General features: G+C 47.8%; 9 protein-coding genes. All 9 read left to right on the top strand.

Annotation, left to right across the window (positions count from 1 at the left end):
- Positions 1-81 precede the first annotated feature (81 nt).
- A complete protein-coding gene (locus tag AC6I2O_RS06605; RefSeq protein WP_120391118.1) occupies positions 82-315 on the top strand; it encodes a polya polymerase in 234 nt (77 codons plus the stop codon).
- Between the two features lie 291 nt (positions 316-606).
- On the top strand, positions 607-1,296 hold the full coding sequence (locus tag AC6I2O_RS06600) for a response regulator transcription factor (RefSeq protein WP_120391117.1): 690 nt from the start codon (positions 607-609) through the stop codon (positions 1,294-1,296).
- Positions 1,293-2,318 carry a sensor histidine kinase gene (locus AC6I2O_RS06595; RefSeq protein WP_120391116.1) on the top strand — a complete coding sequence of 342 codons (1,026 nt, stop codon included), beginning with the start codon at positions 1,293-1,295 and terminating at the stop codon, positions 2,316-2,318. Before AC6I2O_RS06600 ends, AC6I2O_RS06595 begins: the two co-directional genes overlap by 4 nt.
- Before the next feature lie 145 nt (positions 2,319-2,463).
- A complete protein-coding gene (locus AC6I2O_RS06590) occupies positions 2,464-3,225 on the top strand; it encodes an ABC transporter ATP-binding protein (protein WP_497742167.1) in 762 nt (253 codons plus the stop codon).
- On the top strand, positions 3,218-5,269 hold the full coding sequence (locus AC6I2O_RS06585; protein ID WP_497742166.1) for an ABC transporter permease: 2,052 nt from the start codon (positions 3,218-3,220) through the stop codon (positions 5,267-5,269). The genes AC6I2O_RS06590 and AC6I2O_RS06585 overlap by 8 nt, the downstream gene beginning before the upstream one ends.
- Before the next feature lie 171 nt (positions 5,270-5,440).
- Entirely contained in the window at positions 5,441-8,902 is a 3,462-nt protein-coding gene (locus tag AC6I2O_RS06580; RefSeq protein WP_497742165.1) for a DNA polymerase III subunit alpha, read from the top strand.
- A 157-nt stretch (positions 8,903-9,059) separates the two neighbouring features.
- Positions 9,060-10,034, top strand: a complete 975-nt coding sequence (gene pfkA, locus AC6I2O_RS06575) for a 6-phosphofructokinase (RefSeq protein WP_120391112.1) — start codon at positions 9,060-9,062, stop codon at positions 10,032-10,034.
- 13 nt (positions 10,035-10,047) lie between these two features.
- Complete coding sequence (locus AC6I2O_RS06570) at positions 10,048-10,893, top strand: TrmH family RNA methyltransferase (RefSeq protein WP_497742495.1); 846 nt, start codon at positions 10,048-10,050, stop codon at positions 10,891-10,893.
- 338 nt (positions 10,894-11,231) lie between these two features.
- Positions 11,232-12,623, top strand: a complete 1,392-nt coding sequence (locus AC6I2O_RS06565) for a cell wall hydrolase (protein ID WP_497742164.1) — start codon at positions 11,232-11,234, stop codon at positions 12,621-12,623.
- Positions 12,624-12,779: the final 156 nt, after the last annotated feature.

The raw sequence follows: 12,779 nt of genomic DNA, 5'->3' as shown, positions 1-12,779 counted from the left end.
AAAAGAAAGGCTTGATTTTCCTGATTTTTCATCGTATATTGAATGCGTAGAAGATAAGGTAAGAAGAAAGGAGAACAAGCAATGAAAGTACAGAATATTAGAAATATTGATAAATTCTTTCAGGTAGTGGATGCTTGTAAGGGAAAGGTAGAACTGGTAACAGGAGAAGGAGACAGACTGAACTTGAAGTCAAAACTGAGCCAGTATGTATCTATGGCAAATATTTTTTCGAACGGAGAAATTCCGGAGCTTGAGATTATTGCATATGAGCCACAGGATGTGGAGAAGCTAATTGATTTCATGATGAACGAGTAAAAGGGAACTTGGAAATACATACCTGAAAGCACATTTGTGCTGAAATACTGCACAGTGTAAAAAATCATATCAAAAACAAAAACCGCTGTAAAATGCATGGGAGCTACATAAACGTTCCATTTGCATTTTGCAGCGGTTTTCTGTTTTGCAGCTGTATTAAATTTGTTTGAAGCAAAAGGGGGAAGGATAAAGGACCTGGGAGAGATTTTGGTGGTTAATTTATGAGAGCTATGATAAACTGTACAGGCGAAGAAAGTATAGTAAAGCAGAGGAATAAAGAGGGTACAGATCATGGACAGGATTTTAATTGCGGAGGATGACAGGGTGATACGGGAGGAATTGAGCGGTCTGCTGCGGGCGAACGGGTATCAGGTGGTCTGCTTGCAGACGGACAGTATGGCGCCGAACGGGAACGAAATGACAGCGCCTCATGGCCAAACGCAGGGGGACCGTACCGAGATACCGGACTGCGACCTGGCACTTCTTGATATCGGCTTGCCAGGACAGAGCGGGTATGAGCTTTGCAGAAGGCTGAGGGAGAGGTCTGATGTGCCGGTTATTTTTCTGACAGCACGGGAATCAGCAGAAGATGAGCTTCTGGGATTTGGCGTGGGAGCAGATGATTATATCCGCAAGCCGTATCATTCGTCGGTCCTTCTGGCCAGGATTGCACGGCTGTTGAAGCGAAAGAGCAGTGCTGTACTGTCGGTTCGGGAGTTGACGTTGAGTCTGACTGATCTGACGGTGTGCTTTGCGGGCAAGACGGCGGAGCTGACGAAAAATGAGACGCGTATCCTGGCATGTCTGATGCAGAAGGAGCTGTGCACAAGAAGCGAAATCATTGAGGATTTGTGGAATAACAGTCTGTATATTGATGAAAATACACTGTATGTAAATATCAACCGGCTGCGGGAGAAGCTCAGAGGAATCGGGGCGCAGGATTATATCCGGACGGTTCGGGGCGTGGGGTATCGTTTATGAGGTTTGGAGAATATCTGTATGCGAAAGCAGTGACTTTATGTTTTCTTGGAATCGGTACGTTGTTTCTGGATATTTTTCTGGCTTTTGCGGAAGTGCCGTTTGCCTTTCTTTTTGTACTCAATGCGGCAGCGGGGGTGTTGGTGGTTTTATGGCTTGTGGCAGATTTTTTGATTGAAAATTCCAGGCTTCAGAAACTGGAGCGGGTGATGAATGAGCTGCCGGAGAAGTATCTCCTGGGGGAGGTAATTCCAAAGCCGGTGCAGCCGGTCGAATATCGGTATTATGAAATCATGAAGACGGTTTCGCAGGCGGCCATAGAGGTGGCTGAGCAGGCAACACGGGAGAAAGAGGATTATTGTGATTACGTGGAATGTTGGATTCATGAGATGCGCACGCCGCTTACGGCATGCTCATTGATCCTGGACAGGGCGAAAGGGGTTGTGGAATGCAAGGAAGATCTGGACAAAGCAGAAGAGGTGTCGCAGAAACTGAAACAGGAGCTAAAGCGTGCAGAGAATCTCACAGAGAGTATTCTTTATTATGCGCGCATACGCCGGGCTGGCAATGAAACGCAGATCAGGCAGGTGCGGGCTGCGGAGCTGATTCGTGAAGCGCTGTGGAGTCAAATGGAACTTTTGACCGCGGCGGGTATCTGTGCCGAGGTAGATGGCGATTTTGATATGTATACAGACGGAAGGACGGTCTGTTTTATTTTAAAGCAGCTTTTGATTAACTGTGCGAAATACTGTCCGGGCTGTCAGATCTGCATCTGTGCTGGGAATGGCAAGATTACGGTAGAGGATAACGGGATTGGTATTCCGTCGCACGAGCTGCGCCGGGTGACACAGCGCGGTTATACAGGGAGCAATGGAAAACGCCTTGGCGGAAGCACAGGTATGGGACTTTATATTGTAAAAGAGCTGTGCAGCCGGATGGATATCGGACTGGAAATTGCGTCAGAGGAAGGCAGTTATACGCGCGTTGTTCTGAACTTTGAAGGGGAAGAAGAGAGTGGAGCGTAGTGGATTGGAGACGTATTTGAAGTCTTACAAAACTGTAAGAAATCTGCCCTGGTACCGTTAGAAAAAAGAGGGGGCTTTTGTGTTAAAGTAGAACCGGAAGCAGGGCAGTACAGGAAGCGATAAGCCCTGCAATGGAGGGATATCTATGGAACAAATACTTTGTTTGAAGAATGTGACAAAATATTATGGCTTTGGCAGTGTTGTCACAAAGGCGTTGGATGGGATTACGTTTGATGTGGAGGCCGGAGAGTTTACAGCGATTATGGGAGCTTCGGGCTCCGGAAAAAGTACACTTTTAAATGTAATTTCGACGATTGACAAGGTGAGCTCCGGAGAAATTCTGGTTCGCGGAAAGCTGTTAAACAAAAAGAAGGAAAAAGAATTGTCGGTATTTCGACGCGATGAGCTGGGTTTTATTTTTCAGGATTACAATCTGCTGGATACACTTACCATCGGGGAAAATATTGTATTGCCTCTGAATTTGCGGCGTACGGGAGTGCGGGAGACGAAAATGGAGCTGCGGCGCGCGGCAGAGGCGCTTGGCATTGCAAATCAGCTGGAAAAATTTCCGTATGAACTCTCCGGCGGTCAGCGGCAGCGTGCGGCGTGCGCCCGGGCAGTGATTACAAATCCGGCGCTGGTGTTGGCTGATGAACCTACTGGGGCATTGGATTCCGGCAATTCAAAGCTGTTGATGCAGACCTTTCAGATGATGAATGAGACGCTGGGCTCAACGATTCTGATGGTAACTCACGATGCAGTGGTGGGCTCGTATGCCGGACGTGTCCTCTTTTTGAAGGATGGAAAGATCTGGAGCGAGATATACAAGGGAGGACGGAGCCGTCAGGAAATGTACCGGGAAATCCTGTCCGTAACGGCAGCGCTGGGAGGTGAGGCTGATGTATAGGAAAAAAGACGGTAGGGATGGAGAGGTACAAAAGACGGATGATTATGCTTCGATGCCGTACTGGAAACTTGCGCTGCGCAATGTTAAGCGGCAGATGAGAAGCTATCTGATTTATTTTATGACAGTCGCTTTTACGGTTGCTTTCCTGTTTGCAATGAACAATATTATCTATGGAAATGAGCTACAGGAAAAGGCAAAGAGTTCGGAGAACCTGACAAGCTTGCTTCAGGGGCTGACGGTTTTTATTTCCTTCGTGGTGGCTTTTGTGCTGAGCTACGCGACTTCGTTTATGCTGAAGCTACGCAAAAGAGAGTTTGGTACGTATCTGACACTCGGAATGACACGTCGGGATATCCTGAAAATATTTCTCGGAGAAACGGTTCTGATCTGCATGGCGGCGCTGGGGGCGGGAATTTTTCTGGGGCTTTTTGTCTACCAGTTTTTTATGGCGGTTATGATGAAGCTGCTGGACGTTACGTTTACATTTTCAGCGTATTCCATGCAGGGGCTTGCCGGAACGGTAGCGCTGGTGGCGGGGCTATTTCTCGTATCGGCAGCTGGTTCGGCTGTGTATCTGAAGCGAGTACGTATTTACAGTCTGCTGCATGGCGAAAAAAAGGTCGAGCGGACTGTACGCCATCCATTTTTCTGGGCATTGCTGACTCTGCTTTTTCTGGCAGGGCTTTTGTACAGTGGGTTTCAGTTTTACGAGGGTATGCGGTGCGCGATGGAGACTGCTTCCTCTGATCTGTCCGGTGTAGTCGGCTGTATCGGGATTTTTGCCATCAGCCTTGTCATGTTCCACATCGCATTTGCAAGGGGCGGTATCAGCTTTTTGCAAAGGAGCAGGCGTTTTGCTGCGCGGGGGACAAATACGTTTGTGTTGCGGCAGCTTTCGGCCTCGCTTGGCAGTAATTCAGTGATGCTTGGCTTGCTGGCCTCGCTTCTTGCTTTTGCGGTGGTCGGGGCAAACCTCTCTTTTATTCAAAAAGGTACGGAAGAGGAAGCGCTGCGCCGTGATTTTCCATATGACATTCTTTATACAGGGCAACTTGAGGGAGACGGTTTTGTGCAACACGGAGAAGGACCGTCGATCGAGGAGGCGGAACAGCTGATCAGAAAATATGTGAATGTCCGGGAAAAACATTCCTACACGTTGTATACGGATGGGAAACAGAATTTTTACCGGTATGTGGACTGGGCGGCGGGAACGAGTCTGCATGATTCTTATATGACAGTGAGTGATTTTAATGCGTATGTAACGCCGCTTGGCTGTGAGCCGATCGAGCTTGATCATGAATTTTTTGTGCTTGCCAACGATGTTTCCTGGAAACAGATGGACTGGAGCAAGATAGAGCTTGTGCTGAATGGGGAGACGTATCGGTGGACGCAGGCGCCGCAGCAGAAGTATCGGATTTTTAATTACCTGCTCTGTGTTGTGGTTGTGCCGGATGAGGCTGTGCGTGCAATGACTGCAGAACAGGAAATTGTTTCCTATGAACTTGAGCCGGACACTTTTGATCGCAGCGCCATAGATGCAGCAGAGCAGGCACTTACTTATCAAGTGTATACCGAGTACATGGGGGAAAGGCTCGAGGAACCGCGGTGCGATTATTTTTTCCGGGAAAGCAGCAAGCAGGAAAGGAATGAACAGATTGCGGTGTTCGTTGTCGGCGCGTTGTACCTGGCCGCCGTGTTTTTATTAATGGCTATGGCAATTCTGGCGCTCAAAACATTGTCCCAGATTGGAGAGGACCGGAAGCGCTATCAGATTCTGATGCGCCTGGGTGCGGGAAGAAGAGAGCAGAGCAGGGCTCTTTTCTGGCAGACCTTTACCTTCTTTCTTGTTCCGTTTCTGATTCCCGTGATTCTTTGTATTCCGACTGCACTGATCGGGGCACGGTTATTGGATCTTTGTGATATGGGAAATCTGACCGGAATGCTTTACACAGTCGCAGGGAGTATTGCAGGCGTTATGACAATTGTCTATGTTCTGTATTACCTGGCAACGTATCTGATTGCAAAGCGGGAAGTGATCGGATAGAAACTGAGAAAAAAGTTTTGTACAGAATTTCGTTCTGAAAAATATAGGAAGGCCACAAAGTATCGCTGTATATTTTGTGGCTTTTCCAATTATCCGGAAGGTTGTAATTGAAAACAAGCGCTATTTCCTTTATAATGAAACTAATTTTTTACGGGAAAAGGAGATATTACTGTGAATTTCACGCATTTGCATGTCCATACGGAATACAGTCTGCTGGATGGTTCGAATAAAATAAAAGAGTATGTTGCACGCGTTAAAGAGCTCGGAATGGACAGCGCAGCGATTACAGACCATGGGGTTATGTACGGTGTGATTGATTTTTACCGGGAGGCAAAAGCAGCCGGCATCAATCCAGTCCTGGGCTGTGAGGTGTATGTCGCGCCAAATTCAAGGTTTGACCGTGAGATCGGGAATGATGAGGACCGTTATTACCATCTTGTACTTCTGGCGGAGAATAACACGGGTTATGCAAATCTGATGAAAATCGTTTCGCGGGGCTTCACGGAGGGCTTTTACTATAAACCGCGGATTGATATGGAAATTCTGCGGGAATATCATGAAGGAATTATTGCATTAAGTGCGTGCCTGGCCGGTGAAGTGCAGAAGTATCTTGTGCGCGGCATGTATGAGGAGGCAAAGGAGGCGGCGCTTCGGTACCGGGATATTTTTGGTGAAAACAATTATTTCCTAGAGCTGCAGGATCATGGCATTGCAGAGCAGAAAATGGTAAACCAGCAGCTGCTGCGCATGAGCCGTGAGCTGAATATTCCGTTGGTGGCGACAAATGATGTACATTATACGTATGAGGATGATGTGGCGTCGCACGATATTCTGCTGTGTATTCAGACAGGAAAAAAGCTGGCGGATGAGAACCGTATGCGGTATGAAGGCGGACAGTACTATGTGAAGTCGCCAGAACAGATGGCAGAGCTTTTTCCGTATGCGCCGCAGGCGCTGGAGAACACACATAAGATTGCGCAGCGCTGCCAAGTGGACATTGAATTTGGAGTGACAAAGCTGCCGAAGTTTGATGTGCCGTCACCATATACGTCGTGGGAGTATTTGAATAAGCTGTGCTTTGAAGGTCTGGAACGGCTGTATGGAGACAGAGCAGGAGAGCTCAAAGAGCGTCTGGAATATGAACTGTCGGTTATTCAGAAAATGGGTTATGTCGATTATTTTCTGATTGTATGGGATTTTATCCGTTTTGCGAGAGAACATGACATTATTGTAGGACCGGGCCGTGGTTCAGCGGCAGGAAGTGTTGTGTCGTATACGCTTGGGATTACGCAGCTTGACCCGATCCGTTACAATCTTCTGTTTGAGCGTTTCCTGAATCCGGAGCGTGTATCAATGCCGGATATTGATATTGACTTCTGCTTTGAACGCAGGCAGGAGGTTATTGATTACGTTGTGCGAAAATACGGGAAGGACCGGGTTGTACAGATCGTTACGTTTGGTACCATGGCGGCGCGCGGCGTGATTCGTGACGTGGGGCGTGTCATGGACCTTCCGTATGCGCTTTGTGATACGATTGCCAAAATGGTTCCACAGGAGCTGAATATTACGATTGACAAGGCGCTGCATATGAGTCAGGAGCTGCGCACAATGTACGAAAATGATGCGCAGGTGCATGAGTTGATTGATATGTCCAAGCGTCTGGAAGGACTGCCGCGCCATACGTCGATGCATGCCGCAGGCGTGGTGATCAGCCAGAAGGCTGTGGACGAATATGTGCCGCTCTCCCGTGCATCGGACGGTACAATTACCACGCAGTTTACAATGACGACGCTGGAAGAGCTGGGACTTCTGAAAATGGATTTTCTCGGTCTGCGTACGCTGACAGTGATTCAAAATGCCGTGCGGCTTGCGGAAAAAAGCAGCGGGAAAAAGATCGTGATGGAGGAAATTGATTACAATGATAAGGCGGTCCTTGATTCAATCGGCACAGGCAGGACGGAAGGAGTGTTCCAGCTTGAAAGTGCCGGGATGAAAAGCTTTATGAAGGAACTGAGGCCGAGAAGCCTGGAGGATATTATTGCCGGGATTTCTCTGTACCGTCCGGGGCCTATGGATTTTATTCCGCAGTATATCCGCGGCAAGGACCATCCGGAGGATATCACGTATGACTGTCCGCAGCTGGAACCGATTCTGGAGGCAACGTACGGATGTATCGTTTACCAGGAGCAGGTAATGCAGATTGTGCGGGACCTCGGCGGTTATACGCTGGGGCGCAGCGATCTTGTGCGCAGGGCGATGTCGAAGAAGAAAACAGCCGTCATGGCAAAGGAGCGTCAAAATTTCGTTTATGGAAATGAGACGGAGGGCGTACCGGGCTGTGCGGCGAACGGTATTGATGAAAAGACAGCGAATAAGATTTTTGATGATATGACAGATTTTGCGAAGTATGCGTTTAATAAATCCCATGCTGCCGCCTATGCTGTTGTATCATATCAGACGGCTTATCTGAAATACTATTATCCGGTAGAGTTTATGGCAGCGCTTATGACGTCTGTGATTGACTATCCGAGCAAGGTGGCAGAATATATTCTGACCTGCCGCCAGATGGGAATTGCGATTCTGCCGCCGGATATTAACGTCGGAGTAGGGAATTTTTCTGTGGACAACGGAAACATCCGTTATGGTCTCTTTGCGATTAAGAGTCTTGGAAAACCGGTGATTGACGCGATTATTGAAAATCGTGAGGCTTATGGGCGCTATCAGAGCATTGCGGATTTTATTGAGCGTACAACGGGGCGTGAGATAAATAAGCGGGCGGTGGAAAACCTGATTAAATCGGGCGCCATGGATAGTCTTGGCGGGACCAGAAAACAGTTTATGCAGGTCTATGCAGCCATTATGGATCATACGGTTCAGGAGAAGAAGCATTCTGTTACGGGCCAGATGTCGCTGTTTGATCTGATGGGCGATGAGGAAAAAAAGGAATTTCAGGTGCAGATGCCAAACGTCGGAGAGTTTGACAAAGAGCAGGTACTGGCATTTGAAAAGGAAGTGCTTGGCATTTATATCAGTGGACATCCGCTGGAAAAATACGAAAAGCTTTGGAAAAAGGGAATCACAAACGTGACGTCAGATTTTGCACTTGACGAGGAGACGGGGGCCTCCCGGGTACTGGATAACAGTACGGCGATTGTTGGCGGCATGATTACAGGTAAGACAATTAAATATACAAAGACGAATAAAACGATGGCGTTTCTGACGCTGGAAGATCTGGTGGGGACGGTGGAGGTCGTTGTGTTTCCACGGGATTATGAAAAAAACAGTCAGATGCTTACACAGGACAGTAAAGTGTTCGTGCGTGGGCGCGTGAGCTGTGAGGACGACCGGCCAAGTAAACTGATCTGTGAAAAGATATGGACATTTGAGGAAATTCCACAGGAGCTTTGGGTGCAGTTTTCAGATAAGAAAGATTATGAAATGCGCGAACAGGATTTGTTCGGGGTTCTGCGTCACTGTGAGGGGAAGGACCGCGTTGTGATTTTTGTGCGAAGTGAACGGGCGGTAAGAAGACTTGGTGAGAACTGGACCGTAAATGCAAATGATGAGCTGCTGGAAGAACTTTATAGCATTTTCGGGAAAGAGAATATCAAAGTGGTGCAGGGAAAAGGATAAACGATACAGGGAAAAGCGCAGTGTTGCCTTTACAAATAGAAGAAAATGAATTAGAATGAATACCGTCATCTGACAGATAACAGGGTGCTTGCAGCGCATCGCGGCGCAGGATTTGATCGGTCAGAATAGTGACTTATGGAAAAGCAGGAGGTGCGATATGGAAAAAAAGATTGAGACGATTGGCGTACTGACCAGCGGTGGAGATGCTCCGGGGATGAATGCGGCGATTCGGGCAGTGGTTCGCAAGGCTCTCGCGAGGGGGCTTAAGGTAAAGGGAATCTCACAGGGTTACAAGGGTCTTTTAAATGAAGAGATTGTAGATATGGATGCACGTTCTGTTTCGGATACGATTTCAAAGGGCGGTACCATTTTATATACGGCGCGCTGTTCTGAGTTCCGTACAGCAGAAGGCCAGGATCTGGGCGCCCAGATCTGCAAAAAGCATGGGATTGACGGGCTTGTGGTGATCGGAGGAGACGGCTCTTTTAAGGGAGCGCAGCAGCTGGCAGCCCGTGGCATTAATACGATCGGCGTGCCGGGGACGATTGACTTGGATATCGCCTGTACCGATTATACGATTGGGTTCGATACGGCAGTAAATACGGCGATGGAAGCCATTGACAAGGTACGTGATACTTCCACGTCCCACGAGCGATGCAGTATTATTGAAGTAATGGGCAGAAATGCCGGGTATATTGCGCTGTGGTGCGGCATTGCGAATGGTGCGGAGGATATTCTTCTTCCGGAGCGCTATGATTATGATGAGCAGGTGCTTATTAATAATATTATTCACAACAGGAAGCGTGGGAAAAAGCATCATATTATCATCAACGCGGAGGGAATCGGGCATTCCACCAGTATGGCGAGAAGGATTGAGGCGGCCACCGGTGTGGAGACAAGGGCCACGATTCTCGGACATATGCAAAGAGGCGGCAGCCCGACCTGCCGGGATCGTGTGTATGCTTCTGTCATGGGGGCTTATGCGGCAGATCTTCTTGCAGAAGGGAAGTCGAATCGCGTGGTGGCATTTAAAGACGGAAATTATACGGATATTGATATTAATGAGGCACTGGCTATGCAGAAGGATTTGCCGGAGTATGTAGTGCGTGTAGCGAAGGCGATGGCGATTTAATAACATGAAAGAAATGATTACCAGCACATCAAACGCTCAGGTGAGGCAGCTTGCGCAGCTTCAGAAAAAAGCGCGGGAGCGTACACAAAAGGACGTATTTATTGTAGAAGGAATCAAGATGTATCAGGAGGTTCCGCGTGAGCGCCTGGTACAGACGTATGTTTCCGAGAGCTTTTTCCACAAGCACACGAAATTGTTTGCGGATAAAGAGGGTTTTGAGAAGGACGGAGACGGTAAGTACAGAGATGGCAGAAAGGTTGGGCCTGCCGGGACGCAGCAGGGAGCGCCGCTTATGTTGCTTTCGGATCATGTTTTTGAAAGTATTTCCGATACGAAAACCCCGCAGGGCGTATTGTGCCTGGTGCGGCAGTATCATTACAGTTTGCGTGATCTTCTGGGAGAACGGCCGTTTGTCATGATTTTGGAAAATATTCAGGACCCCGGAAATCTCGGTACTATTTTGCGCACTGCGGAAGGCGCGGGGGTTACAGGCATTCTGATGAGTCCGGGATGTGTGGATATTTACAATCCAAAGGTGATTCGCTCGACGATGGGGGCGATTTACCGCATGCCTTTCTATTATACAAAAGAGTGGGAAAATGACATTGTATCCCTGAAAAAGGCGGGGGTATCGGTATATGCGGCGCATCTGAAGGGGAAGGCCTTTTATGATGGAATGGATTATCGCGGTCCATCAGCTTTTTTAATCGGAAATGAAAGCAGGGGACTTTCAGATGAGACGGCGAATATGGCAGATACGTATATTAAAATTCCGATGTGCGGTCAGGTGGAGTCGCTGAATGCGGCGGTGGCATCAGCGGTGCTGATGTATGAGGTAAATCGGCAGCGTAGATTATAATAAATATAAATATTACGATAATATTACAAATAATGGAAAAAGATGAAATCACCCGGAAAGGTTTTGCGGCAGCAGAAATATCTTTCCGGGTGGTTTTTATATTTGTAGAATGTACAGGAAAAATGTGGAATAAGGAAGTAATACATAAGGAATGTTAAGGGAATTTGCGCATAGCAAAGGGGATATGGAGGAGCAGAATCGTTCCTTTTAATTCTTGTAAAAATAATAGTTGACAAAAATGATTAAACATATTACAATACACCTGTAACATAAGTTAACAATTACGTAATAAATTTAATAGAAATGTATTGAATGCACTTCGAGGAGGAGATATAAGTATGAAGAGGACGAAAGGGTTTGCGGTCTGCACGGCAGCGGTTATGGCGGCATCTGTGTTGATGAGCGCCACGGCGATGGCCGGGGAAGATACGATTGTGATTCCGTATCAGCAGGAAGACGCCTGGTCTCAGATTGCGGTTACGAATGACGATGTGGTGAGTACCGGTATTAATATCCGAAGCTCAGCAAATGAAAACAGCAAGGTGATCGGATATCTGTATCACGGAGGGGCAGCGTGGGTGCTGAACCGGGGAGAAGAGTGGACAGAGATTTATTCCGGTGGTCTGACTGGTTTTGTAAAAAGTGAATATCTTGTTTATGGAGCAGATGCGGAAGGAATGGCGCGGACGCATGGTATAGAAGGGGTTGCGACTACCTGGGATGATGTAAAGCTGTATGCTGATATGGATGGCAGCTCTCAGGTACTGGATTCCTTGGAGTATGGCGACTCATTTATCCTGACAGAAGCCGGTGAAAAATGGATTCAGGTACAAAACGGCGCAGACAGCGTGGCGTACGTATCTTCGGAGGATGTTTCGCGCGTACTGCTTATGGATACAGCTGTTGCTACTGACGCAGTATATCAGGGACCTTCAGGTTCAGGTGTACAAGCTGGTACAGGTGAGACAAATACAGAAGGGAATTATGCTGGTGAGACGACGCCGGATTCCACATATACGGAAGGAAACGATACATCGGGCGATACTTATACATCAGATGACACATACGTAGATGATTCAGATGATAATTCCTATTATGATGCAGATAACGATACAATGGTAAATGGTGGTGATTCTTCCCAGGAGACCGGTACACAGGGACTTCCGGCGGAGAGTTATTATGACCCGGAGACGGGTATATACTATGATGCTTCCACAGGTCTGTTTTATGATTCGGGCACAGGCATCCTTTACGATGCATGGTGGAATCCGGTAAATGAGGCAACTGCGACACCTCCCCAGACTGACGCGCCTCAGACGGAAACACCGGAGACCGATGCACCGCAGACGGAAGCTCCAGAGACGGATGCGCCTCAGACCGATGCGCCGTCTACAGGAAGTTCAGATGACACAGCGCTTCTGGCAGCACTGATCTACTGTGAGGCAGGAAATCAGAGCTATGAGGGAATGGTTGCAGTAGGTGCGGTAGTTATGAACCGTGTTTACAGTTCTTCTTTCCCGAACTCAATCAGTGAAGTTATTTATCAGGGTGGTCAGTTTACACCGGCATCCAGCGGTTCACTTTCCAGTGCACTTGCGAATGGCGTCCCCAGCGCCTGTTACGATGCGGCTGTAGCAGCCATCGGAGGAGAGAATCCTGTAGGAGGAGCCCTTTACTTCAATACAGGATCCGGAAAAGGTATGAAGATAGGAGATCACCAGTTCTATTAAGATTCCATTTACAGACTACAGATGAAAAAGAGGAGCGTGCTGCTCCTCTTTTTTGTGGTATGGAAAATTTTGTTTCTTAAAAAAATAACATATGAAAATATAACTATATGACAAAAGCCTTCAGGTAGGATGCGTAACTGTCGGAGAAGAAATGAG

The sequence above is a fragment of the Blautia sp. St.27G3 genome, assembly GCF_059728505.1.
The sequence above is the reverse complement of the archived record's forward strand: the minus strand, read 5'-3'. Positions and strand labels throughout refer to the sequence as shown.